This window comes from Conyzicola nivalis, assembly GCF_040548875.1.
Classification (GTDB): Bacteria; Actinomycetota; Actinomycetes; order Actinomycetales; family Microbacteriaceae; genus Conyzicola; species Conyzicola nivalis_A.
This window is the reverse complement of record NZ_JBEPSJ010000003.1, coordinates 255298-279640: the sequence shown is the minus strand read 5'-3', so window position 1 is coordinate 279640 and position 24343 is coordinate 255298. Positions and strand designations below refer to the sequence as shown.

The window sequence follows — 24343 nt, the reverse complement described above, 5'->3', positions numbered from 1 at the left end:
CCCGCGCCGCGCCCGAAACAACGTGGCAACATCGCGCGGTTAGAGTGGGGCCATGGGCGACCTGTTCGATGACTATGGCGCCACCACCACGCGTAGAACCGGTGCGGTGGCGTTCGACGAGATGTTCTCCGCGCCGGGGCAGGCGAGGCCGCCGTACAAGGCGCTGCACTCCGCGCTCGCGCAGATGACGCAGGACGAACTGCGGGGCCGCACCGACGCCCTGGCCAGTTCCTACCTCGCACAGGGGGTGACCTTCGACTTCGCGGGCGAGGAGCGTCCCTTCCCGCTCGACGCGGTTCCCCGCGTGATCGAGCAGGCCGAGTGGCTCGAGGTCGAGGCCGGCATCAAGCAGCGCGTCAAGGCGCTCGAGGCCTTCCTCGCCGACATCTACGGCAAGCAGGAGGCCATCAAAGACGGGGTGATCCCGGCCAAGCTGGTGACGAGCTCGAGCCACTTCCACCGCGCCGCGGCGGGGATCGAGCCGGCCAACGGCGTGCGCATCCAGGTGAGCGGGATCGACCTGATCCGAGACGAGCAGGGCGGATGGCGCGTGCTCGAAGACAACGTACGGGTGCCCTCCGGCGTCAGCTACGTCATCTCGAACCGACGGGTCATGGCGCAGACCCTGCCCGAGCTCTTCGTGTCGATGAGGGTGCGCCCGGTGGGCGAGTACCCGCACAAGCTCCTGCACGCGCTGCGTGCCAGCGCGCCGGAGGGAGTCGACGAACCCAACGTGGTCGTGCTGACCCCGGGCGTCTACAACTCCGCCTACTTCGAGCACACCCTGCTCGCCCGCCTGATGGGTGTCGAGCTCGTCGAGGGCCGCGACCTGTTCTGCTCCGGCGGCCGGGTGTGGATGCGCACCACGGCCGGGCCCACCCGCGTCGACGTGATCTACCGCCGGGTCGACGACGAGTTCCTCGACCCGCTGCAGTTCCGCGCCGACTCGATGCTCGGCAGCCCTGGCCTGCTGCTCGCCGCCCGGCTCGGCAACGTCACGATCGCCAACGCGGTCGGCAACGGCGTCGCCGACGACAAGCTCGTCTACACCTACCTGCCCGACCTCACCCGCTACTACCTCGGCGAGGAGCCCATCCTCAAGAACGTCGACACGTGGCGCCTCGAAGACCCGGGGGCGCTCGAGGAGGTTCTCGACCGTCTCGACGAACTCGTCGTCAAACCCGTGGACGGCTCGGGTGGCAAGGGCCTCGTGGTCGGCCCCGCGGCATCCGCAGACGAACTCGCGAAGCTGCGGGCCAATCTCCTCAAAGACCCACGCGGCTGGATCGCGCAGCCCGTCGTGCAGCTGTCGACGATCCCGACGCTCGTCGACGACGGGATGCGCCCGCGCCACGCCGACCTTCGCCCGTTCGCCGTCAACGACGGCAACGACATCTGGGTGCTGCCCGGCGGGCTCACCCGCGTGGCGCTGCCCGAGGGCGAGCTCGTGGTGAACAGCTCGCAGGGCGGCGGCTCGAAGGACACCTGGGTGGTCGGGCTCGACCCGCTGCAGGTGTCACGGCACAGCATCCAGGGCCTCGTCGCCGACCAGGCGTCGTCGACCCAGGCGATCCCGATCGTCGCCTCCGACCACCTGCAAGACCACTCGCCGCACGACGGCCCGCGCGGCAACGGGCAGCAGGAGCAGCAGCAACAGCAGCAAGGAACGGTCCCTGAGCCTGTCGAAGGGCTCGGTCGGGTCGCCTCGACAGGCTCAGCGACCGAGGGATCGACCGCACCAGGAGGCACATCATGCTGAGCCGCATCGCCGAGAGCCTGTTCTGGATCGGCCGTTACATCGAGCGCTCCGACGGCACCGCGCGCATCCTCGACGTGCACCTCCAGCTGCTGCTCGAAGACCCGTGGATCGAGGAGGACCTCGCCTGCCGCTCTCTGCTGAGCGTGATGGGCAGCGCGGTTCCCGAAGACCAGGTGCTCACGCGCGCCGACATCCTCTCGATCCTCGCGGTCGACCGTTCGGAGCCCGCGTCGATCGCCTACTCGCTCGGCGCCGCCCGCGAGAACGCGCGCCGGGCCCGCGAGATCGTCTCGACCGAGCTGTGGGAGTGCCTGAACACGACGAGGGCGCGGATGCCTCGCAAGGTCTCTGGAGACAAGGTGCACGAATTCTTCGGCTGGGTGCGCGAACGCAGCGCTCTCGCCGTCGGCATCATCGAGTCGGCCACGAGCCGCGACGAGGCGTGGCAGTTCTTCACCCTCGGCCGCAGTCTGGAGCGCGCGGACATGACCGCGCGCCTGCTCGCGACCCGGTCGCTCACCGAGGCGAGCGGCCCCTCGTGGACCACGATCCTGCGCAGCTGCGGCGCCTACGAGGCCTACCTGCGCACCTACCGCGGCGTTCCGAGCGCACGCAACGCGGCCGAGTTCCTGCTGCTCGACCGGCTGTTCCCGCGAAGCATCCTGTTCTCCGTCTCCCGCGCCGAGGCGTGCATGCGCGACCTCGAACCGCGGGCGGAACGCGTGGGCGTCTCCGACCAGGCCCAGCGCCAACTCGGGCAGATCCGCAGCGAGCTCGAGTACCGGCCGATCGCCGAGATCCTCGACGACCTGCCCCGCCACATGGACAACGTGCAGGCCGCCACGAGCGCGGCCTCCGAGGCTATCCGCCAGCGTTACTTCCCGACCAACGCCGCGCCCAGCTGGGTGGGGGAGAGCTCATGAACCGCCTTCGCATCAAGCACATGACGGGCTTCCACTACGGCGGCGACGTCACCGCTTCGTACAACGAGGCGCGCATGCTGCCGGTGAGCGCCGACGGCCAGCTCGTGCTGTACTCGCACGTCGAGATCCTGCCGATCTCGAGCCAGCACAACTACGTCGACTACTGGGGCTCCCGCGTCTCGTCGTTCGAGATCCTCACCCCGCACAAGGAGCTGTCGCTCACCGCGACGAGCCTCGTCGAGGTGCGGCCGCGAGTGCACACCTCGGAGAAGCTCTCGTGGGAGGCGCTCACCACGCTCGCGGAGACCTCGACCGCGTACATCGAGCAGACGAACCAGACCCGCCGCACCGAGCCGCCCGCCGACGTGGTCGCGCTCGCCGCCGAGATCGCCGGCCGCACCGCATCGCCGTGCGACGCGGCGCTCGAGATCTGCACCGCGATCGGCGACGCGGTGGAGTACATGCAGGGTTTCACCGGCGTGCACTCCACGGCGAAGGAGGCCTGGGAGCAGCGCAAGGGCGTCTGCCAGGACATCACGCACCTCGCACTCGGCGCGCTGCGCTCTGTCGGTATTCCGGCGCGCTACGTCTCCGGCTACCTGCACCCCAAGCCCGACGCCGCGGTCGGCGAGACCATCGCGGGGGAGTCGCACGCCTGGGTGGAGTGGTTCTGCGGCGAGTGGCGCGGTTTCGACCCGACCAACCTCATCGACATCGGCGACCGCCACGTCACCGTGGGCCGCGGGCGTGACTACAACGACGTGCCCCCTCTGCGCGGCGTCTACGCCGGACCGTACGGCAGCGAGCTCTTCGTCAAGGTGGAGATCACGAAGGAGGCGTAGTCGGCACCGCCTCCGAGAGGCGGCGGTCGACGACCCGGCTCCCTGCGGCGACGGCGAAGAAGGCCAGCCCGGCGATCGACCACGCTACCCAGAGTTCCCTGTCGCGGACGAAGGCCGCGGCCGCGACCAGCGCGACGACGAGCACGATCGCGATCACGACCACGTAGACGACGGCCCCGCGTCTGATCCGGATCGAGACCGGAGACGACCGAGTGATCGCGCGGTCGACGAAGCTGAACCCGACTGCGAGCGGCGCCCACACGAGGCCGTAGATCTCCGCGGGGATCAGGGCAGACGTGAGCACCGCGGCGGCGGCGACCGTGCCGGCGAGCACGAAGTACCACGCCGGCCGTCCGATCCGGCGGACATCGGCAGAAGGATTGCTCACTGTATCCATGCCGCCATCCAGCCACGGTTGCTCACGGCTGTCAATCGATCCGGCCGTCGGAGGGCGCCTACTCGGCGTCCACGTCGGCCTCCGCCGAGGCATCCGCCCGCTTCTGCCACGGCCACCGCCCGGTGATCTCGAGCTCGAGGGAGAAGCTCAGGAACGTGCGGATGAGCACGATGAGGCCGAGCACGACGACGCTGTCGAGCGTGGGCGCCACGGCCACCGTGCGGATGATGTCGGCCGCCACCAACAGCTCGAGCCCGAGCAGGATCGAGCGCCCGAGGAATCGCCGGAACGGCGCGTAGACCGGCCCGGAACGGCGCAGTGCGGTGCGCAGGGCGGAGGCGCTCGCCGCTATCGCACCGACCACGATCACCGCTACGCCGGCCCCGTCGATGATCTGGCCGACGAGCTCGATGATCTGCTGGAATGTCATGATCCGTTGCTACACCCGCCGTGAGCGCAGGGTGGGCCGACCCGCCGCAAGGGCTTGTCCCGCCGTTCGGATGGCGCGAGCGTTTAGCCATGACGAAGAGCACAGGAGGCGTCGACGAGGTCTGGAAGGACTTTCACGAGGCCGTGAACATGACCGCGTCGCAGATCGACAAGTGGCTCGACACCGAGGAGTCGAGATCGGTCGGGCAGAAGTCGTCCGACGGCGCGGAGTCGGTCGGCCACCATTCCGGCCGCAAGATCGTGACGATCCTCGGAAAGAAGAAGGCCGACCTGAGCCACGGCGACCTCGAGTGGATGCGCAAGGTCGTCGGCTACGTGAAGCGCCACGGCGCGCAACGGCCGGACGGAGACATCGAGCACTCCAACTGGCGCTATTCGCTCATGAACTGGGGCCACGACCCGCTCAAGGAGTAGGTCACGCCCTCCGCGCCACCGTCTCCTCCACCGCGAGCTCCTCTTCTGCCGCGGCCCGGTCGCCGGGGCGGCCGACGCTGTGCGACAGGACCAGGCGGATGCGACGGGTCGGGTGCCGACGGAGCCGCAGGTCGTTCGATACGACCATCCAGACCAGGCCGACCAGCGCCGCGAGGATGCCGGAGATCGCCGCGACGCCGATCGCCCAGCGCGGACCGAAGACGTTGGCCACCGCGCCGACGATCGGGGCACCGAGCGGGGTGCCGCCGACGAAGATCGCCATGTAGAGCGCCATCACCCGTCCGCGCATGACCGGCTCGGTGGTGGTCTGCACCATGCTGTTCGCCGTGGTCATAAAGGTGATCGACGTGAGGCCGACGAGCACGAGCGAGATCGCGAACGTCGTGAACGTGGGCATCACGGCCGAGATCGCGCAGGCCACGCCGAAGGCGGCGGCCGAGGCGAACACCACGCGCATCTGCGGCTTCTCGCGCCGGGCCGAGAGCAGCGCGCCGGTCACCGAGCCGATCGCGAGCACCGACGAGAGCAGGCCGAACTCGCCCGCCCCGTGGTCGAACTCGACCCGCGCCATGGTGGCGGTGAAGATCGCGAAGTTGAGGCCGAACGTGCCGACGATGAACACCGCCACCATGATCGCCACGATGTCGGGCCGGTGCGCCACGTAGCGGAAGCCCTCGAGCAGTTGCCCGGGCTCCCGCGGCGCCCTCGCCGCCACCCTCAGCTGTCCGCGGCGCAGCAGTGCGAGCGACAACAGCGTGGCGGCGAAGGTCACGGCGTTGATCAGGAACACCCAGCCGGCACCCACGGCGACCGTGAGCACTCCGGCGGCCGCCGGCCCGACGAGCCGAGCGGCGTTGAACGACGCCGAGTTGAGGGCGACCGCGTTGGGCAGGTCCTTCTCGGAGACGAGCTCCGACACGAACGCCTGGCGCGCCGGCGCGTCGATCGCCGAGACCACGCCGAGCGCGAGAGCGAAGGCGTAGACGTGCCACAGCTCGGCCACCCCGAAGAGCACCATGGTGCCGAGCGCGACACCGAGCATCGCCATGAGCGACTGGGTGAGCATCAGCAGCCTGCGGCGGTCGAACCTGTCGGCGATGAGCCCCGACCACGGCACGAGCAGCAGCTGCGGACCGAGCTGCAACGCCATGGTGATCCCGACCGCGACGGCGTCGTTGTCGGTGAGCATCGTGAGCACGATCCAGTCCTGGGCGGTCCGCTGCATCCAGGTGCCCACGTTCGACACGAGGGCACCGGCGAACCAGAGCCGGTAGTTGACGCCGCTCAGCGAACGGAACATGGCACTCACTGGTCGGCGAGCCTCCTCAAGATCGTCTCGGCCGCATCGAGCGTCGCCCGTTCGTCGGCGCTGAGGGTGTTCAGCCGCGAGGCGAACCAGGCGTCTCGGCGGCGACGGGTCTCCTTCACGAGGCGACGGCCGGCATCCGTCACATCGATCGCGACTTTGCGCCCGTCGGTCGCGTCGGCGACCCGGGTCACCAGCCCCGCCTCGACGAGCGCGTTGATGGTGCGGTTCATCGACGGCGGGGTCACCCGCTCGTGCTCGCTGAGCGAGCCCAGAGTCTGCGCGCCCTCGTTGGCCAGCATGAACAGCACACTGAGCTTGCCGTCGCTCATCGCATTGTCGGCGCGCTCGGCCCGCACGCGGCGGGCGAGACGCAGGATCGTGTGCCGCAGCTGGTGGCCGAGTTCGTTAGTCATCGATAGTTAGCATAGTCAATTAGCCATGCTAAGCAAATGGGCGAGATGACTCGCGGATGCCGCGTGCTCGGGCATAATCGCAGCATGAACCAAAGCGCTCCCACCCCCGTCATCGTCGTCGGCTCGGTCAACATGGACCTGCTGTTCACCGGCCTCGACGCCATCCCGAAGCCGGGCCAGACGGTGTCGTCCGAGACATTCCGCATCGTGCCCGGCGGCAAGGGCGCCAATCAGGCGGCCGCGGCGGCCCGGCTCGGCGCCGACGTGCGCTTCGTGGCGGCCATCGGCACCGACGAGCTCGGCGACCGGGCCTGGGCCGCGCTCGAGTCGGCCGGCGTGGGCCTCGAGCACGTGACGCGCGTCGCGGAGCCGACCGGGGTCGCGGCCGTGGTCGTCGACAAGGCCGGCGAGAACTCGATCATCATCAACCCCGGCGCCAACGCGACGGTCGCGGCATCCCAGGCCGCAGCGATCGCCGAGCTCTACGCCGGGAAGCCCGCCGTCGTGCTCGCCTGCCTCGAGGTGCCGATCGACACCGTCACCGAGTGGGCCCGCATCGCGAAGGCCAACGACTGGACCTTCGTGCTCAACCCGGCGCCGGTGCCCGCCGAGGCCCTGCCCGCCGAGCTGCTCGCCCTGGTCACCATCATCACGCCCAACGACACCGAGCTCGAGCAGCTCGGCAGCATCGCCGACCTGCACGCCACCGGCATCGAGACGGTCATCGTGACGCGAGGGGGCGACGGCGCCGACCTCGCACGCGTCGGGGAGGAGCCGCATCATCAGGATGTGTTCCCGACCAGGCCGGTCGACACGACCGGCGCAGGCGACTCGTTCAACGGCGCTCTAGCCGCGGCCATCGCCGAGGGCCAGGACGTGCGCGACGCGCTGCGTTTCGCCGCGGCCACCGGCTCGCTGTCGACACGGGCGATCGGCGCCCGCGACGGACTGCCGACCCGCGCCGAGGTGGACGAGCTGCTCGCACGCTGACCTGCGTACTATTACCCCAAACAGGAGGCTACGGTGCCAACTTTCACGGCAGCACGACGAGAGCACGAATTCGTCGACGCGCACGGGGTGACGATCCACTACTACGTGTGGAACGTCGCCAAGCCCACCGCCATCGTGCAGCTCACGCACGGGCTCGGCGACCACGCGGCACGCTACGAAGACCTCGCCCAGTACCTCGTGCAGCACGGGATCACCGTCTACGCGACCGACCAGCGCGGTCACGGCCGAACGGGCGCCCGGCAGCACGGCGGCGACCTGTCGAAGCTCGGCCGGCTCGGCGAGGGCGGCATACGCGCGGTCGTCGACGACGCCCATCAGTTCACGGGGATCATCCAGGCCGACCACCCCGGGGTGCCCATCGTCTACCTCGGCCACTCCTGGGGCTCGATAGTCGGCCAGATGCTCGTCAACGAGCACGCGGACGACTTCGCCGCCGTCGTGCTCATCGGTACCGCCTACCGTTCGCCGCTGCACATGAACGCCGGCGACCTCAACAAGAGGCACAAGACGCTCGGCACCACGCGGTTCGAGTGGCTGAGCCGCGACCCGGCGGCCGTGCAGGGATTCGCCGACGACGAGTACACCTTCTACGCCGACGCGTGGGGCCTGTTCGGTCTCGACGGGCTGCGCCTCTACGGGCGCCCGAAGAAGAACCTCCCCGACATCCCGCTTCTCATCATGATCGGCGAAGAGGACTCCCTCGGGGGCGAGCGCAGCGTGCAGATCCTCGCCGAGAGCTACATCCGTCGCGGCGGCCTCACCCACGTCGAGATCATCGTCTACTCCGGCGCCCGCCACGAGATCCTCAACGAGACCAACAAGACCGAGGTGTACGCCGACCTCGTGCACTGGCTCACCACCCACATTCCCGAGACAAGTTAGGCTTTCCTAATACCGTAGGGAAAGGCTCGACATGCACGGCGAATTCAAGGTGCCAGGGGGCAAGCTCGTAGTCGTCGACCTCGACGTCGTCGACGACACGATCACCGGGTTCAGGCTCGCCGGCGACTTCTTCCTCGAGCCAGACAGCGCGCTCGAATCGATCGACGCCGCCGTCAACGGGCTCCCCGCAGACACCGACGCCGTGCGTCTCGCCGCCGCCGTGAAGAACGCGCTGCCCGAGGGCGCCGTCATGCTCGGCTTCAGCCCGGAGGGCGTCGCGACCGCGATCCGCCGGGCGCTGCAGCGCGCCACCACGTGGCGCGACTACGACTGGCAGCTGATCCACGGAGAGTCGGCACCGCCCGTGCTGCAGATGGCCCTCGACCAGGTTCTCGCCGAGGAGGTCGGCGCCGGGAGGCGCAAGCCCACCCTGCGCATCTGGGAGTGGAACGAGCCCGCCGTCGTCATCGGAAGCTTCCAGTCGGTGAAGAACGAGGTCGACCTCGACAAGGCCGCCGAGTTCGGGTTCGACGTCGTGCGCCGCATCAGCGGCGGAGGCGCGATGTTCATGGAGGCCGGCTCGGTCATCACCTACTCGATCTACGTCCCGGCCGACCTCGTGCAGGGAATGAGCTTCGCCGACTCCTACGCCTTCCTCGACGACTGGGTCCTGCAGGCGCTTAAGTCTCTCGGCATCGAGGCCAGCTACCAGCCGCTCAACGACATCACGAGCCCCACCGGCAAGATCGGCGGCGCCGCGCAGAAGCGTCTCGGCAACGGGGCTGTGCTGCACCACGTCACCATGAGCTACGACATGGACGGCGAGAAGATGGTGCAGGTGCTGCGCATCGGCCGCGAGAAGATGAGCGACAAGGGCACGAAGAGCGCCGCCAAGCGCGTCGACCCGCTGCGCAGCCAGACCGGCCTCAGCCGCGCCGAGATCATCGACCGCATGGAAGCGACGTTCAAGAACCTCTACGGCCTCACCGAGAGTGCAATCACCCCGGAGGAGCGCGCGAAGGCCGAGCAGCTCGTCGCCGAGAAGTTCGGCACCGACGACTGGCTGCAGCGCGTCCCGTGACGCGCGTCGCCCGAGGCATAACGCTCTCCGTCTCCCTCGCCGTGGCCCTCCTGGCCGCCGTGCTGTTCTCGTCCATGGTCGGCCAACTGCCGGTCACGCCCGCCGAGATCGTCGGCTCAGTGTTGCGCGCGGCGGGAATCGACAACGCGTGGGCGCCGACCGACCCGATCGTGGAGTCGACCATCTGGATCGTGCGCTTTCCGCGCATCGTCATGGGACTCGCGGTCGGCGCGGCGCTCGCCGTCGCGGGCGCCGTCATGCAGGCGATCTTCGGCAACCCGCTCGCCGAACCCGGAGTCGTGGGCGTGTCATCAGGAGCAGCCCTCGGCGCGGCATCCGCCATCGTCTTCGGCGGCAGCCTCGGCCTCACGGCCGCCCTCGGTAGCTGGGGTATCGCGGTCTTCGCCTTCGCGGGCGGCCTGCTGGCGACCCTCGTCGTCTACTTCGTGTCGCGCGCGAACGGGCGCACCGAGGTCGTCACCCTGCTGCTCACCGGCATCGCCATCAACGCCTTCGCCGGCGCCGGCCTCGCCTTCATGCTGTTCATGGGCGACACCGCCACGCGTGAGCAGATCACCTTCTGGCAGCTCGGCTCGTTGAACGGGTCGCTCTGGCGGGAGGTCGCGATCGTCGCGCCGATCACCGTTCTCGGCACCGTCGCCGCCGTTGTGCTCGGCCGCCGCTACGACCTGCTCGCGCTCGGCGAACGCAACGCGCGTCACCTCGGTGTCAACGTCGAGGCGCTGCGCATCGGGTCGATCGTGCTCGTCGCGCTGCTCACCGGCGTCGCCGTCGCGTTCTGCGGCATCATCGCGTTCGTCGGCCTCGTCGTGCCGCACGTCATCCGCATGGCGATCGGACCGTCGCACCGCCCGCTGCTCGTCGCGAGCGCCGTCGGCGGCGCGGCCCTGCTCACCTTCGCCGACCTCGTGGCCCGCACCATCGTGCCCGGCGCCGACCTCCCCATCGGCATGCTGACGTCGCTCATCGGCGGTCCGTTCTTCTTCTACCTGCTCTACCGGCAGCGCAAGCGCAGCGGGGGCTGGGCGTGAGCGCCCGCATCGCCGCGGTCGGCGTCTCCGTCGTCATCGACGGCCAGACGATCCTCGCCGACATCGACCTCGAGATCCGCGCCGGCGAGGTGCTGGCGCTCGTCGGCCCCAACGGCGCAGGTAAGTCGACGCTGCTCTCGGTGCTCAGCGGCGACCTGCGCCCGACTCGCGGGTCGGTGACCGTCGACGGCCGCGACATCCGCGACATCCGTCACCTCGAACTCGCCCGCCTGCGCAGCGTGCTCACCCAGGAGAACCAGGTCAGCTTTCCGTTCACGGTGACCGAGGTCGTCGAGATGGGACGCAGCCCGTGGCAGCGCACGAGCTCGAGAGACGACGACGAGCGGGCGATCGCCGAGGCGATCCAGGCGACGGATGTCTCGCACCTCGCCGCCCGCAGGTACACGTCGCTCTCCGGCGGGGAGAAGGCCCGGGTCTCGCTAGCGCGGGTGCTCGCCCAGGGCACTCCGACGGTGTTCCTCGACGAGCCGACCGCGGCGCTCGACCTGCGACACCAGGAAGAGGTGATGACGACCGCCGCCGGGCTCGCCCGATCGGGCCGCGCCGTGGTGGTCGTCGTGCACGACCTCTCGCTCGCCGCGGCCTACGCCGACCGGGTGGCGCTCGTGGCGTCGGGACGGCTCGAAACCGCCGGCACGCCCACCGAGGTCTTCACCGCCGAACGTGTCGGAAGGATCTACGGGCTTCCCGTCGAAGTCGTAACGCAGAATGAACGTCCCGTAATCCTTCCCGTGCGCGCCGCGCCGTCTGCGTAAGCTAGTCGGGTGAATGGATGGCTCGTACTGGGAATCTCCGCCGGGGCGGTGCTCGCGATCGTGATCGCGCAGCGTCTCGGCTGGATCGACCTCTCCAATAAGAACCAGAACAGCGGGCCGCGCGGCGGGGTCATGGGCATCGGCGACGAGGTCTTCAATCCGACGCGGCACGAGGCGCAGATCGAGCTCGACAGGCAGACCGTGCTGCCAGCGCCAGCGCCCCTGCCGGGCGACGGCGACAAGGGCATCTACCGCGGACACGTCGAGATCGACCTCGACCCGAAGCCCGTGCGGCGCTCGCCGCGCCACTAGCCGGGTCGGCCGGGCGCGCCCCGCCGGCTTGCGCTAACCGCTGGTCACCATCCGCTGGCCACTCCACCTCGGCTTGCGCTAACCGCTAACCGCTGGCCACTCCACCTCGGCTTGCGCTAACCGCTGGCCACTCCACCTCGGCTTGCGCTAACCGCTGGCCACTCCACCTCGGCTTGCGCTACATCTTGGGACAAGCGCTACAGCGCGCCGTGTAGCGGTTGTCCCGAACTGGCGCGCAACCGGCCGGGGTCGGCCGCCGTGCGCCCGGGCGTGGCCGCCGGCCGGGCGCCGGCCGCGCGCTCAGGCGAGCAGGCCGGCGAGCGGCCGCGCCTCGTAGCCCAGCGCCTCGGCGACCTCGGCATTGTAGAGCGCGCCGTCGTGGGTGCTGAGGCCCTTCGACAGGGGCACGCTCGCGCCGATCGCGCCCAACCAGCCGCGGTCGGCGATCTGCAGCACGTACGGGAGGGTCGCGTTGGTGAGCGCCTGCGTCGACGTCTGCGCCACCGCGCCGGGCATGTTCGCCACGCAGTAGTAGGTGCTGTTGTGCACCGTGAAGGTGGGATCGTCGTGCGTCGTCGGTCGGCTGTTCTCGAAGCATCCGCCCTGGTCGATCGCGATGTCGACGAGAACGCTGCCCGGCTTCATCTCGGCGACCATGGCGTCGGTCACGAGCTTCGGGGCGGCGGCGCCCGGGATGAGCACCGAGCCGATCACGAGGTCGGCGTCCTTGACGAGCGCGGCGATCGCGTAGGCGGTGGAGACGGCGGTCTTCAGCGCCGGGTACTGGCCCTCGAGCTGACGCAGCCGGGGGATCGACAGGTCGACGACCGTGACCTCGGCGCCCATGCCGAGGGCGTTGGCCGCGGCGTGCTCGCCCGCGACGCCTCCGCCGATGACGACGACCTTGGCCTTCGCCGTTCCGGGAACGCCGCCCATGAGCACCCCGCCACCGCCGTTCGGGCTCATCAGCTGGGTGGCGCCGACCTGCGCGGCGAGGCGACCGGCAACCTCGCTCATCGGCGTGAGCAGCGGCAGCGAGCGGTCGGGCAGCTGCACCGTCTCGTAGGCGATCGAGGTCGTTCCGGCGGCGAGCAGCGCGTCGGTGCACGGACGCGACGCCGCGAGGTGCAGGTAGGTGAACAGCACCTGGTCGCGGCGCATCAGCGGGTACTCCGCGGCAATGGGCTCTTTGACCTTGAGCAGCAGGTCGCCCTGCGCCCAGATCTCCTCGGCCGTCGCGCGCATCGTGCCGCCCGCCTCGACGTAGTCCGCGTCGGTGATGCGCGCCCCTAGCCCGGCACCCTCCTGGATCACGACCTCGTGTCCGCGCCGCACGAGCTCGTGCACCCCGGCGGGGGTGAGCGCTACCCGGTTCTCGTTGTTCTTGATCTCGGTGGGGACTCCGACGCGCATGGCACGGTCCTTTTCTATTGAGGGTGTGCGTAAAAGTGTGGAACCTGTTCGTTTCGAATGGGTTTCAGACGCATATAATTCTTGAAATGGGCCCAACGACGAGCGATTCTTCTGAGACGGATGCGAATCTCACGGCGAGCCGGGAGATTCTTCGCCGATACGAACCGCTCGACGACATCGACAGGGTGCTCGTGCGACTGCTGCGCGACGACGCGCGCATCTCGAACGCGCGCCTCGCCGAGGAGGCGGGCATCGCGCCCTCGACGAGCCTCACGCGCGTGCGGGCCCTCATCGAGCGCGGCGTCGTGCGCGGATTCCACGCCGACCTCGACCCGCGCGCCCTCGGGCTCGGGCTCGAGGCGATCATCAGCATCAACATCCGGGTCGGGGCGCGCAAGGCGATCGCTCAGTTCTCCGACGAGATGCGACGGCTGCCCGAGGTCGTGCAGGTGTTCTTCCTCGGCGGGGCGGAGGACTTCATCATCCACATAGCCACGCGGGATACCGACCACGCGAGGCAGTTCGTGGTCGACAACCTCTCAGCGCATCCGTCGGTCGCCTCGACCCGCACGAGCCTGGTCTTCGAACACCACACGCCCGGACTGTTCGTCGGCTAGCGACGGGTTCTCCGCCGGCGGGACTACGCGCTGTCGCGCACCACCATGCGCGTGGGCATGATGTTCACCGGCTCTGGATCCTCGCCGCGGAGAAGCGCGAGCAGCATGACGGCCATGGCCTCGCCCATCTCGACCGAGGGCTGGCTGACCGTGGTGAGCTCGACCTCGCCACCGGTCGCGGCCGAGCTGTCGTCGAAGCCGACCACCGCGACGTCGCCGGGAATGGTGCGCCCGCGCTCGCGCAGGACCGCGACGGCGCCGTTGGCCATCAGGTCGCTCGCGACGAAGACGGCGTCGAGGTCGGGGGCGCGGTCGAGCAGCTCGCGCATGCAACGCGCGCCGCTGGCCATCGAGAAGTCCCCGTGGGCGAGCAGGTCGGTGCGCTGTCCGGCGGCGAGCATGGCACGCTTCCAACCGTCGGCCCGGTCGATGCCGGCGGGCATGTCGGCGGCTCCGGCGATGCTCGCGATGCGCTGCCTGCCCTGGTCGATCAGGTACTGGGTGCCCATCTCGGCGGCCGCGGCGTTGTCGACGTCGACGAAGTAGCTGGTCTGGCCGTCGAGGCGCAGCGGCCGGCCGCCGAACACGACGGGGAGGGTCTGGCCGAGGCTCGCGAGAAACCGGTCGCCGGAGTGGTGCGACACCACGAGCGCGCCGTCGACGTTGCTGCCAAGCAGGTAGCGCACCGTCTTCTCCGACGGTCCGGCGGGGCTCGCGAGCTGCAGCGTGAGCACGTAGTCGCTCGGCTCGATGCCCTTGGTGATGCCGTGCACGATCGACGCGAAGTACGGGTCGCCGAAGAAGCGCATCGTCTCTTCGGGCACGACCAGCGCGATCGCCATCGACTGCCGGTTGGCGAGCGATCGTGCTGCCCGGTTCGGGATGTACTTGAGCTCGTCGATCGCGGCGGTGACGGCGGTGAGCACCTCGGGGCTCACCCGCGTCGAACCGTTCACGACGCGCGACACCGTCGACCGCGACACTCCCGCCGCCGCCGCCACCTCTTCGAGAGTGGGAGGCAGGCGCCTCGACTGATCCGTGCTCATCGCCTGCGTCCTATTCGTGCGTGGTTGGTGGTCTCCTCGAAAACTACAGTGCGCGGTTTCCGATGATGCGACGGTACTCCAGCGCGCTGTCCTTGAGGGTGCGCTCTTGCGTGTCGTAGTCGACCCGCACCAGGCCGAACCGCTTGTGGTAGCCCCACGCCCACTCGTAATTGTCCATCAGCGACCAGTAGAAGTAGCCGTAGACGGGCACGCCGTCATCGATCGCGTCGACGATGGCCGCGAGGTGCTGGCGCAGGAACTCGGTGCGATCGGCGTCGTGCACCGAGCCGTCGGCCTCGACGACGTCGTTGTAGGCGGCGCCGTTCTCTGTGACGTAGAGCTTCACGGCCTCGCCGGTGTACTCGTCGTTGACCCGGCGCAGCAGGCGGGTGAGCCCCTCGGGCTGCACCTCCCAGCCCATCGCGGTCACGGGCAGGTCGCGCAGGTGCCAGAAGATGCCCTCCGCCGCGGGGAACGGCGAGCGCTTCGGGCGCAGCGACGGCGCCTCGGTGCTCATCGCCCGCTCCGGCGGTGTGACGCTCACGAGTTCGCCGTGGTAGTAGTTCACGCCGAGCGCATCGATCGGGGTCTGGATGACCTCGAGGTCGCCGGGCTGCACGTACTTGTCGAAACCGTAGGCCGCGACATCCGCCAGCACGTCTTCGGGGTATTCGCCGCGGAAGATCGGGTCGAGGAAGAACCGGTTGAACTGCCCGTCGATGCGGCGGGCGGCGTCGAGGTCGCCGGCGTCGCTCGGGTCGGCCGGTTCGGCCACCGTGAGGTTGAGGGTGATGCCGAGCTTCAGCGTCGGGTCGGCCGCGCGCAGGTCGCGCACCGCGAGGCCGTGGCCGAGCAGCAGGTGGTGGCCCGCGGCGAGGCCGGCCTCCGGATCCTGGCGACCCGGCGCGTGCTCCCCGCCGGTGTAGCTGAGGAACGACGAGCACCACGGCTCGTTCAGAGTGGTCCAGTTGTCGACCCGGTCGCCGAGGGCGGCGTGCACGTCCATGGCGTACTCGGCGAAGCGGTAGGCGGTGTCCCGGTTGGTCCAGCCGCCCTTCTCCTCGAGCGCCTGAGGCAGGTCCCAGTGGTAGAGCGTGAGCCACGGCAGGATGTTCTTCTCGAGCAGCGAGTCGACGAGCCGCGAGTAGAAGTCGAGTCCCTTCGCGTTGACCGGGCCGCCGTCGGGGCGGATGCGCGACCACGACGTCGAGAAACGGTACGTCTGCAGGCCCAGGTCGGCCATCATCGCGACGTCGGACTCGTAGCGGTGGTAGTGGTCGCACGCCACGTCGCCGTTGTGGCCGTCGACGACCGCTCCGGGAAGGCGGGCGAACGCGTCCCAGATGGAGTCGGTGCGGCCGTCTTCGTGGCTCGCGCCCTCGATCTGGTACGCCGCTGTGGCGACGCCGAAGAGGAAGTCGGTCGGGAGGCCCCGGCGGTCGGTGGCCGAGGGCGCGGGTGCGCCGCCCACATCGATGAGGTTGGTCATCCCTTGATCGCTCCTTGCATAATTCCCGAGACGAGCTGCCTGCCCGCGACGGCGAAGAGGATCAGCAGCGGGATCGTGGAGAGCAGCACACCGGCGAGGACGATCGAGTAGTCGACGAAGTAGTTGCTCTGCAGCAGCGACAGTGCCACGGGAAGTGTCGGGTTGTTGCTGTCAAGGATAATGAACGGCCAGAAGAAATTGGTCCAGGTTGCGACGAAGGTGAACAGGGCCAGCATGGCGGCCGCGGGTCGCGCTGCCGGCAGGCCCACGTGCCAGAAGGTGCGGATCATGGATGCACCGTCGACGCGAGCCGCCTCGATGAGCTCGTCGGGCAGCGCCTGGGTCAGGTACTGGGTCATCCAGAACACGCCGAAGGCCGTGACCAGCGCGGGCAGGATGACGGCGAGGAGGCTGCCGCTGAGGTGCAGCCACTGCGACATGGCGATGAACAACGGAACGATGCCGAGCTGGGTGGGAACCGCCATGGTCGCGATGATGAACATCAGCATTCCGCGGCTGCCCTTGAACTTGAGCTTGGCGAACGCGTAGCCGGCGAGGGTCGAGAAGAGCACGACCGAGAACGACACCACAGTGGAGACGATGATGCTGTTCGTGAGCGCCCGCCAGAAGCCGACGCTGGGGTTGTTCACCACGGCGGCGGCGTTCTTCAGGAAGTTGCCGCCAGGCAGCCAGTCGATGTCCTGCTTGTTGATGGTCGTGGAGTCGCCGCTGCCGATCAGGAGCGACCAGTAGAGGGGGAAGAGCGCCAACAGGATGACGATCACCAGGAAGGCGTAGCCGAAGATGCCCGGCTTGTTGGTGGCGGCGGCGTTCGCCTTGCGGCGGGTGAACCAGCCGGGTGCAGTTGTCGTGGTCATTTGCCGTTTCTCGTTCCCGCGCTCGCGATGGCCCTCGTGGCCGCGAGGTTGATGAGCCCCACGACGATGATGATGAGGAAGAGCAGCCACGCGGCCGCCGCGGCGTGCCCGAACTGGCCGCCGCCGGTCTGGCCGAAGCCCTGGTTGTAGATGAACATGGTGATCGTGAGCCACTGAGCACTCGATCCGCCGGCGCCGGTGGTGTCGTACATGCGCGGCTCGTCGAAGATCTGCAGGCCGCCGATCGTGGAGGTGATGATCACGAAGATGAGGGTGGGGCGCAGCGACGGGATCGTGATGGAGAAGAACTGGCGCACCTTGCTGGCGCCGTCGAGCATCGCGGCCTCGTAGTAGTCGCGCGGGATCGCCTGCATCGCGGCGAGGAAGATCAGGGCGTTGTAGCCGGTCCAGCGAAAGTTGACCATGGTGGCGATCGCGAGGTGGCTGGGCACGACCTGCGAGTGCCAGCCGACCGGGTCGAGGCCGATGCGTCCGAGGAGGTTGTTGATGAGGCCGTACTGGTCGCCGAACATGTTGCTGAAGATGAGCGCGACGGCGACGGGGGCGACGACGTAGGGCACGAGAACGCCCATGCGCCAGAAGGTCTTGTTGCGCAGGTTCTGCGAGAGCACCGCGGCGATGATGAGGGCGAGGATGACCTGCGGGATGGCGGAGAGCAGGAAGATGCTGAAGCTGTTGCGCAGCGCGATCCAGAACTTCTCCTGGCCGAGCACCCACTCGAAGTTGCCCGCTCCTACGAAGTCGCCCTGGCCGCCGATGATGTGCCAGTCGAAGACCGAGACGTAGGCGGTGTAGATGATCGGGAAGAGCCCGGTGATGGCGAACAGGATGAAGAAGGGAGAGACATAGAGGTACGGGGAGAGCTTGAAGTCCCAGTGGCTCAGGCGGTTGCCGAAGGCTATGCGTCTCACCTGCCGTTCGGTGGCCAGCGCTGTTGCAGTCATAGAAGAGCGTTCCTTGCAGGAGTCGAGAGGTCGATCAGATAAGGGGGCCGGGCCGGCTCTCGCGAGCCGGCCCGGCCTGGGTGGTGCTGTTAGCCGAGCGACTTCACGTCGGCCTCGAACTGCGCCCACGAGTCATCCGCGTTCTGCGTCTTGTCGACGTCGACACGGTTGACTGCGTCCTGCAGCGAGCTCATGATCGGGAAGTACTTCACGCTCTTGAACGGTGCGACGGTGACTGCCGCGGCGCGGTCGGCGAAGATCTCGCCGGTCGGTGCCTCGTTGAAGAACGGGCGGGTGACCGAGGTGAGCTCTTCCGAGCCCTGGATCTCGAGCTGGCTGGGGAAGTTGCCGGTCTTGACGAACGACTTGAGCTGCTGCTCGGGGGCGGTCAGCCAGGCTGCGAGCTTCTGCGCCTCCTTGGCGTGTGCGCCCTGGGCCGGGACCGTGAGGTACGAGCCGCCCCAGTTTCCGCCGCCGCCCGGGAAGACGTTGGCGACGTCCCAGCCGGTGACATCGGGGGCGTTGCCCTCGATGTTGCCGAGGATCCAGCTCGGGCAGAGCATGGTCGCGAAGGCGCCGTTGGCGAATCCGGCGTTCCAGTCGTCGCTCCACTGCTTGAGGTGGGCCGAGAGCTCGGGGCTCGCGTCGAGAACCTGCTCGTAGGCGTCCTTGACGACGGGGTTCGTGGTCGCGATGACCTCGCCGTCGGTGGCCTCGAGGGTCTCCTCGTGCTGGTTGAGGATGCCCTGGAGCATCGCGCCGGAACCGTCGAACCAGGCGGCCTCGCTCGCGGCGGTGAACTGCTGGCCCACGGAGAAGTAGTTGTCCCAGTCGCCCTCGAGCAGTGCTGCGACCTCGGTGCGGTCGGTCGGGAGACCGGCTGCGGCGAACAGGTCGGAGCGGTAGCAGATGGCCTCGGGGCCGATGTCGGTTCCGTAGGCGATGAGGCGGCCGTCGGAGTCGGTTGCGGCCGCTTCCTTCCAGTCGAGCCAGCGGCCCTCGACGTCGGACGACGAGAGGTCGGTGAGCTTGTCGGAGTACTGCAGCAGTTCGGCGAACCAGTCGATCTCGACGGCTTCGATGTCGGCGAGGCCGGAGCCGGCGCCGAGCTTCGTGAAGTAGTTGGCGCGGGCGTCGTCGGACGTGGCCGCCTTGTTGTGCTTGATGGTGACGTTCGGGTTCGCCTTCTCGTACTCGGCGAACAGCTCGTCGGTGTAGCCGAAGTCGTTGAACGTGGCGACGGTCAGGCTGACCTTGCCGTCGGCGTCGCCGGCGGGCGTGCTGCTGCAGCCGGTTGCGACGAGGGCGAATACTGCTGCGCCGGCGATAGCGCCGGCGGTTGTGCGTCGTGAAAGACTCACGGTCACTCCTTTGTGTGCGTGGATGGGAGATCCACGAAGAGTGACACACAAGCGTGGGAGCGCTCTCACGGGATCGGGAGTCACACTATGCGCGTGCATCGATCCCTGTCAAGCTCCGGATGAGAGCGCTCCCACGATTTTTTCTCGTCGAAAACGCTTGCAGCCCGCCTCCGCGCTGCAATCACGCGGGAGACGGGCCGTTGGGCGGTCGGGAGATTATTTTCCCGACGGCTCCTCGGCGGCCACCGCGCTGGAGGACGCGGTGCGCGCCGAGGTGCTCGGCGAGGGTGTCGGCGACGCGATCGGAGCGGCGGCCTCGGCGGCGAGTTCGGCCTCGGCGGCCGAGGCATCCGCGTTCTCCTGAAGAGCCGACTTCGCTCGCAGCGGCGGGGCCTTCAGGAAGAAGCTCAGCACGAAGGCGACGAGCACGACCGCGAGGGCGATCCAGAAGACCGTGATCGCCGAGTTGGCGAAACCCTCGAGGAAGGCCGCGCTGAGTCGCGGGTCGGAAGTGTTGAGGAAGCTGGTGTCGCCGCTCACCGAACCGGCCGCCGCGGACGGGTCCTTGAGGATGCCGAGGATCTGCGCGTTGTCGGGGTCGGCGAGCACCTTCGGGTCGGCCATGGCGACGGCGAGCCCGTCTTTCACCGAGGCGGTGTCGAACGCCGCCGCGATGTTGAGCGGCCAGCGGGTGAAGATGACCGAGAAGATCACGGCGGTGCCCACGGTGCCGCCGATCTGACGGAAGAACGTCGAGGCGCTCGTCGCGACCCCCATGTCGCGCGGGCCGACCGCGTTCTGGCTGGCCAGGGTGAGGGTCTGCATCAGCTGGCCGAGCCCGAGGCCGGTCAGGAGCATCCCGATCATGATGAACCACACCGGCTTGTCGGCGGTCGCGAAGGTGAACACGAAGAAGCCCGTGGCCATGAAGCCCAACCCGATCGTCGGGAACATCTGGTACCTGCCCGTGCGGGCGATGAACTGGCCGCTGACGATCGACGAGATCATGAGGCCGAGGATCATCGGCAGCATGAGGAAGCCGCTCTCGGTGGGCGTGGCGCCGTTGACCACCTGCAGGTACAGGGGCAGCGTCATCATGGCGCCGAACATGCCGAAGCCCACGAGTACGCCGAGCACGGTGGCCATCGCGAACGTCGAGCTCTTGAACAGCCCCAGCGGGATCAGCGCGTCGTCGCCCATGAGCTTCTCGCTGAGCACGAAGGCGGCGAGCCCGAGCACGCCGATCACGTAGCAGGCGATCGAGCCGAGCGAGCCCCAGCCCCACTCGCGGCCCTGCTCGGCCACGAGGAGCAGCGGTACGAGTCCGATGATGATGGTCGAGGCGCCCCACCAGTCGATGCGCACGTCGCGACGTTCGTGCGGGATGTGGAGGAACCTGATCACGATCGCGAGCGCGGCGGCGCCGATCGGGAGGTTGATCAGGAAGACCCAGCGCCATCCGTCGATGAACAGGATCTCGGATGCCCCGGCGAAGAGTCCTCCGATGAGGGGGCCGATGACGCTCGAGACGCCGAATACCGCGAGGAAGTAGCCCTGGTACTTGGCCCGCTCGCGCGGGGCGAGGATGTCGCCCATGATCGCGAGCGGCAGCGCCATCAGGCCGCCGGCGCCGAGGCCCTGGACGGCGCGGAACGCCGCGAGCTCGTACATCGACGTGGCGAACCCGGCCGCGACCGAGCCGATCAGGAAGATGCTGATCGCGATGATGAACAGGGGCCGTCGGCCGAAGATGTCGCTGAGCTTCCCGTAGATCGGCGTGGAGATGGTGGCGAGGATCAGGTATGCCGTCGTCACCCAGACCTGCTGGCTCAGCCCGTCGAGGTCGTCGGCGATCGTGCGCATCGAGGTCGAGACGATGGTCTGGTCGAGCGACGACAGGAACATGCCGGCCATAAGGCCGAAGATCACGAAGAGGATCTGCCGGTGCGTCATAACGCCGCCGGCATCCTTGATCGCCTGAGCCTGCTGCTTGCCTTTGGAGTCGACGCGCGACATACAACCTCTGAGTCTGTGGGTGGGGTGTGTTAACGGCAATACCGCCGCGGAACGCGTCCGGCGGCGGCGATATTATTGCGTAGGCTGCAAAGTTACACCGACGGCAAGGTCTTCGCAAGCCCGGGTCGCTGCTCGTACACTCGGGTGGTGCCGCAAATTCTCCGTTCCAGGGCCCTCGCGGCCGCGACGTTGGCCGTCGTCGTGGTGGGCTGCCTCGTCGCCTGCGGCGGCGCCCCTCCGACCGCGAAGCCGACGCGGGAGTCGCCGAGCAGCACGCCCGCCGAAACGCCCGAGCCGTCGCCGGTCGCGCCGCCGGTGCGGGTCGCGCCCGTCGCGAGCTCCGATCCGAACGATCTGTCGGTCGTGGTGAACAAGCTGCGCCCGTTGACGCCCGCCGACTACGCGCCCGCCGACGTCGTCGAGGTCGCGGTGCCCTACGCGAACCAGCCGTTCCTGCGTCGGGAGGCGGCGGATGCCACGGTCGCGATGTTCGCCGCATTCGAAGCGCAGACCGGCCTGAAGATGCAGGCGCAGAGCGCCTACCGGTCGTACTCGACCCAGGTGTCGGTCTATGCGGGATGGGTGGCGTCGAAGGGGCAGGCCGGAGCTGATCTGACCAGCGCCCGGCCGGGCCACAGCGAGCACCAGACCGGACTAGCGATCGACATCAGCGCGCTGCCGGCGGTGTGCACACTGCAGGCCTGTTTCGCCGATACTCCGCAGGGCCAGTGGCTGGCGGCGAACGCCGTCACCTACGGCTTCGTGCTGCGCTACCCCGCGGGCGGCACGCCCGTGACGGGGTACGAGTTCGAACCATGGCACTACCGGTACGTCGGCGTCGCCATGGCCGCCGACTACGCCGCCACGGGGGCGACGACCCTCGAGCAGTACTTCGGCCTGCCTGCGGCACCGACCTACGCCCCCTGACCCGGGCGACAATGGTCGACATGATCGGTGACAGCTACGAGTTCGAGTCGACGCTCTGGGCGTGGGCCGCCCGCAAGGAGCTCTGGGTGTTCGCGACGCTGCCGCACGACGCCTCCGACGAGATCGCCGACCGGCCCCGCCCGCCCTCGGGCTTCGGCGCGGTGCCCGTTCGGGTGCGACTCGGCGATTCGACGTGGGAGACGTCGATCTTCCCCGGGGTCGACGAGGGCGCCTACGTGCTACCGATCAAAAAGGCCGTGCGCGCGAAGGCCGGCGTCGAGGTAGGCGACACGGTGGCGATCAGCGTCGAGCTGCGCGGCTGATGGAGCTGACGCCGGATCAGCCGCCGAGGGCCGCGTCGACGATCTCCTTCGCCTCGGCCTGCACGCGCTTGAGGTGCTCGTCGCCGAGGAACGACTCCGCGTAGATCTTGTAGACGTCTTCGGTGCCGCTCGGGCGGGCCGCGAACCAGGCGTTCTCGGTGACGACCTTCACGCCTCCGACAGCGGCGCCGTTGCCCGGCGCCTCAGAGAGCTTCGCGATGATCGGGTCTCCCGCGAGCGAGTCGGCGGTGATCGCCGAGCCGTTGAGCTTCGCCAACGCCGCCTTCTGCGTCTTCGTCGCCACGGCATCCACCCGCTGGTAGACCGGGTCGCCGAACTCGGCCACCAGCTCGGCGTACAGCTCAGACGGGCTCTTGCCGGTGACCGCGCGGATCTCGCTCGCGAGCAGCGCCAGCAGGATGCCGTCCTTGTCGGTCGTCCAGACGGTGCCGTCCTTGCGCAGGAAGCTCGCGCCGGCGCTCTCCTCGCCGCCGAACGCGACGGATCCGTCGATGAGCCCGGGCACGAACCACTTGAAGCCCACTGGCACCTCCCACAGGGTGCGGCCGAGCGATGCGGCGACGCGGTCGATCATCGTGCTCGAGACGAGGGTCTTGCCGATCGCGGCATCCTCACGCCACTCCGGACGGTGCGTGTAGAGGTACTGGATGGCGACGGCCAGAAAATGGTTCGGGTTCATGAGGCCGCCGTCGGGGGTGACGATGCCGTGGCGGTCGGCGTCGGCGTCGTTTCCGGTGACGATGTCGTAGTCGTGCTGGTGGGCGACGACGGAGGCCATGACCGACGGCGACGAGGGATCCATGCGGATCTTCTCGTCCCAGTCGAGCGTCATGAACGGCCAGGCCGGGTCGACGAGGGGGTTCACCACGGTGAGGTCGAGGCCGTACTGGTCACGGATCAGCGACCAGTAGTTCACGCTCGCGCCGCCCAGCGGGTCGGCGCCGATGTGCAGGTCCGCCGCCTTGATCGCGTCGAAGTCGATGATGTTGGCCAGGTCGGAGACGTAGGCGCCGCGGTAGTCGTAGGTCTCGACGCCGCTCGGCTCGGCGCGCTTGACGTCGCGGTTGCCGTCGGCGATGAGTTCGTTCGCGCGGTTGGCGATCCAGGAGGTGGCGTCGCTGTCGGCCGGTCCTCCGTGCGGCGGGTTGTACTTGAAGCCGCCGTCACGGGGCGGGTTGTGGCTGGGGGTGATGACGATGCCGTCGGCGAGCCCTTCGTTCCCTGAGCCTGTCGAAGGGTGGTCGCGGTTGTAGACGATGATCGCGAGGCTCAGCGCCGGCGTCGGCACGTAGTCGTCGAACTCGTCGACGAGGGCGCGCACGCCGTTCGCGGTGAGCACCTCGAGCGCGGTGGTCTCGGCCGGACGGCTGAGCCCGTGGCTGTCCTTGCCGATGAACAGCGGGCCGGTGATGCCCTGCGCGGTGCGGTACTCGACGATCGCCTGCGTGATGGCGGCGATGTGGGTCTCGTTGAACGCGGCGTCGAGCGAGGAGCCGCGGTGGCCGCTGGTGCCGAAGACGACCTTCTGGTCGGGGTTCGTCACGTCCGGGATCTTCGCGAAGTACGCTGCGACGAGTTCCTCGACGTTGATGAGATCGGATTCCTGGGCGGGCTGACCGGCACGAGTTGTCATGCGCTCAGTCTT

The 24343-nt window shown here is 68.7% G+C and carries 25 protein-coding genes; 13 read left to right on the top strand and 12 right to left on the bottom strand.

Going from position 1 to position 24343, the window contains the following annotated elements:
* Positions 1-52: 52 nt before the first annotated feature.
* Genes ABIE21_RS13885 through ABIE21_RS13875 form a run of 3 tightly spaced genes read left to right on the top strand, consistent with a single transcriptional unit; the run spans position 53 to position 3524 of the window.
* Complete coding sequence (locus ABIE21_RS13885; RefSeq protein ID WP_354025419.1) at positions 53-1759, top strand: circularly permuted type 2 ATP-grasp protein; 1707 nt, start codon at positions 53-55, stop codon at positions 1757-1759.
* Positions 1753-2682 (top strand): alpha-E domain-containing protein, encoded by a 930-nt coding sequence (locus ABIE21_RS13880; protein WP_354025418.1) that lies wholly within the window; start codon positions 1753-1755, stop codon positions 2680-2682. The genes ABIE21_RS13885 and ABIE21_RS13880 overlap by 7 nt, the downstream gene beginning before the upstream one ends.
* On the top strand, positions 2679-3524 hold the full coding sequence (locus tag ABIE21_RS13875; protein ID WP_354025417.1) for a transglutaminase family protein: 846 nt from the start codon (positions 2679-2681) through the stop codon (positions 3522-3524). The genes ABIE21_RS13880 and ABIE21_RS13875 overlap by 4 nt, the downstream gene beginning before the upstream one ends.
* On the opposite strand, the gene ABIE21_RS13870 is transcribed toward ABIE21_RS13875, so the two are convergent.
* Positions 3508-3921: a hypothetical protein gene (locus ABIE21_RS13870; RefSeq protein WP_354025416.1), complete on the bottom strand. Its 414-nt coding sequence runs from the start codon at positions 3919-3921 to the stop codon at positions 3508-3510. The two genes, ABIE21_RS13875 and ABIE21_RS13870, sit on opposite strands and share 17 nt — an antisense overlap.
* Before the next feature lie 58 nt (positions 3922-3979).
* Entirely contained in the window at positions 3980-4351 is a 372-nt protein-coding gene (locus ABIE21_RS13865) for a DUF1622 domain-containing protein (RefSeq protein WP_354025415.1), read from the bottom strand.
* Between the two features lie 89 nt (positions 4352-4440).
* Between ABIE21_RS13865 and ABIE21_RS13860 the strand changes: the two genes are divergently transcribed.
* The gene (locus ABIE21_RS13860) at positions 4441-4785 is read left to right on the top strand and encodes a DUF3140 domain-containing protein (RefSeq protein ID WP_354025414.1); all 345 of its coding nucleotides are present in this window, start codon (positions 4441-4443) and stop codon (positions 4783-4785) included.
* A 1-nt stretch (position 4786) separates the two neighbouring features.
* Here ABIE21_RS13860 and ABIE21_RS13855 read toward each other — a convergent pair whose 3' ends face one another.
* Together ABIE21_RS13855 and ABIE21_RS13850 are read right to left on the bottom strand one after the other, a co-directional pair.
* Positions 4787-6115, bottom strand: a complete 1329-nt coding sequence (locus tag ABIE21_RS13855) for an MFS transporter (RefSeq protein ID WP_354025413.1) — start codon at positions 6113-6115, stop codon at positions 4787-4789.
* Positions 6112-6528 (bottom strand): MarR family winged helix-turn-helix transcriptional regulator, encoded by a 417-nt coding sequence (locus ABIE21_RS13850; protein WP_354025412.1) that lies wholly within the window; start codon positions 6526-6528, stop codon positions 6112-6114. Before ABIE21_RS13850 ends, ABIE21_RS13855 begins: the two co-directional genes overlap by 4 nt.
* A gap of 84 nt (positions 6529-6612) precedes the next feature.
* On the opposite strand from ABIE21_RS13850, the gene ABIE21_RS13845 reads away from it, so the two are divergent.
* Genes ABIE21_RS13845 through ABIE21_RS13820 form a run of 6 tightly spaced genes read left to right on the top strand, consistent with a single transcriptional unit; the run spans position 6613 to position 11642 of the window.
* Positions 6613-7518 (top strand): ribokinase, encoded by a 906-nt coding sequence (locus ABIE21_RS13845; RefSeq protein WP_354025411.1) that lies wholly within the window; start codon positions 6613-6615, stop codon positions 7516-7518.
* Between the two features lie 33 nt (positions 7519-7551).
* Positions 7552-8421, top strand: coding sequence for an alpha/beta fold hydrolase (locus tag ABIE21_RS13840; RefSeq protein ID WP_354025410.1), 870 nt, complete (start codon positions 7552-7554; stop codon positions 8419-8421).
* A gap of 31 nt (positions 8422-8452) precedes the next feature.
* Positions 8453-9502: a lipoate--protein ligase family protein gene (locus ABIE21_RS13835; protein ID WP_354025409.1), complete on the top strand. Its 1050-nt coding sequence runs from the start codon at positions 8453-8455 to the stop codon at positions 9500-9502.
* A complete protein-coding gene (locus ABIE21_RS13830) occupies positions 9481-10554 on the top strand; it encodes a FecCD family ABC transporter permease (protein WP_436232349.1) in 1074 nt (357 codons plus the stop codon). The genes ABIE21_RS13835 and ABIE21_RS13830 overlap by 22 nt, the downstream gene beginning before the upstream one ends.
* On the top strand, positions 10551-11330 hold the full coding sequence (locus tag ABIE21_RS13825) for a heme ABC transporter ATP-binding protein (protein ID WP_354025407.1): 780 nt from the start codon (positions 10551-10553) through the stop codon (positions 11328-11330). Before ABIE21_RS13830 ends, ABIE21_RS13825 begins: the two co-directional genes overlap by 4 nt.
* Before the next feature lie 9 nt (positions 11331-11339).
* Positions 11340-11642, top strand: coding sequence for a hypothetical protein (locus ABIE21_RS13820; RefSeq protein ID WP_354025406.1), 303 nt, complete (start codon positions 11340-11342; stop codon positions 11640-11642).
* A 300-nt stretch (positions 11643-11942) separates the two neighbouring features.
* Here the strand turns inward: ABIE21_RS13820 and ald are convergent, their stop codons facing one another.
* The gene (gene ald / locus ABIE21_RS13815; RefSeq protein WP_354025405.1) at positions 11943-13055 is read right to left on the bottom strand and encodes an alanine dehydrogenase; all 1113 of its coding nucleotides are present in this window, start codon (positions 13053-13055) and stop codon (positions 11943-11945) included.
* Positions 13056-13141: 86 nt separating this feature from the next.
* Here ald and ABIE21_RS13810 point away from each other — a divergent pair, with 86 nt between their 5' ends.
* The gene (locus ABIE21_RS13810; protein ID WP_354025404.1) at positions 13142-13672 is read left to right on the top strand and encodes an Lrp/AsnC family transcriptional regulator; all 531 of its coding nucleotides are present in this window, start codon (positions 13142-13144) and stop codon (positions 13670-13672) included.
* 23 nt (positions 13673-13695) lie between these two features.
* Here ABIE21_RS13810 and ABIE21_RS13805 read toward each other — a convergent pair whose 3' ends face one another.
* The 6 genes from ABIE21_RS13805 to ABIE21_RS13780 form a co-directional block, all read right to left on the bottom strand.
* A complete protein-coding gene (locus ABIE21_RS13805; protein WP_354025403.1) occupies positions 13696-14718 on the bottom strand; it encodes a LacI family DNA-binding transcriptional regulator in 1023 nt (340 codons plus the stop codon).
* 43 nt (positions 14719-14761) lie between these two features.
* The gene (locus ABIE21_RS13800; RefSeq protein ID WP_354025402.1) at positions 14762-16207 is read right to left on the bottom strand and encodes a GH1 family beta-glucosidase; all 1446 of its coding nucleotides are present in this window, start codon (positions 16205-16207) and stop codon (positions 14762-14764) included.
* Positions 16204-17085, bottom strand: a complete 882-nt coding sequence (locus ABIE21_RS13795) for a carbohydrate ABC transporter permease (protein ID WP_354025401.1) — start codon at positions 17083-17085, stop codon at positions 16204-16206. The genes ABIE21_RS13800 and ABIE21_RS13795 overlap by 4 nt, the downstream gene beginning before the upstream one ends.
* Positions 17082-18050: a carbohydrate ABC transporter permease gene (locus ABIE21_RS13790; protein WP_354025400.1), complete on the bottom strand. Its 969-nt coding sequence runs from the start codon at positions 18048-18050 to the stop codon at positions 17082-17084. The genes ABIE21_RS13795 and ABIE21_RS13790 overlap by 4 nt, the downstream gene beginning before the upstream one ends.
* A gap of 89 nt (positions 18051-18139) precedes the next feature.
* Complete coding sequence (locus ABIE21_RS13785; protein WP_354025399.1) at positions 18140-19411, bottom strand: ABC transporter substrate-binding protein; 1272 nt, start codon at positions 19409-19411, stop codon at positions 18140-18142.
* Between the two features lie 216 nt (positions 19412-19627).
* Positions 19628-21364, bottom strand: a complete 1737-nt coding sequence (locus tag ABIE21_RS13780; RefSeq protein WP_354025549.1) for an MDR family MFS transporter — start codon at positions 21362-21364, stop codon at positions 19628-19630.
* Positions 21365-21574: 210 nt separating this feature from the next.
* Between ABIE21_RS13780 and ABIE21_RS13775 the strand changes: the two genes are divergently transcribed.
* Together ABIE21_RS13775 and ABIE21_RS13770 are read left to right on the top strand one after the other, a co-directional pair.
* Positions 21575-22354 (top strand): M15 family metallopeptidase, encoded by a 780-nt coding sequence (locus ABIE21_RS13775; RefSeq protein WP_354025398.1) that lies wholly within the window; start codon positions 21575-21577, stop codon positions 22352-22354.
* 20 nt (positions 22355-22374) lie between these two features.
* Positions 22375-22677, top strand: coding sequence for a DUF1905 domain-containing protein (locus ABIE21_RS13770; RefSeq protein ID WP_354025397.1), 303 nt, complete (start codon positions 22375-22377; stop codon positions 22675-22677).
* Positions 22678-22693: 16 nt separating this feature from the next.
* Here the strand turns inward: ABIE21_RS13770 and pgm are convergent, their stop codons facing one another.
* Entirely contained in the window at positions 22694-24331 is a 1638-nt protein-coding gene (gene pgm, locus ABIE21_RS13765; RefSeq protein ID WP_354025396.1) for a phosphoglucomutase (alpha-D-glucose-1,6-bisphosphate-dependent), read from the bottom strand.
* Between the last annotated feature and the right edge of the window lie 12 nt (positions 24332-24343).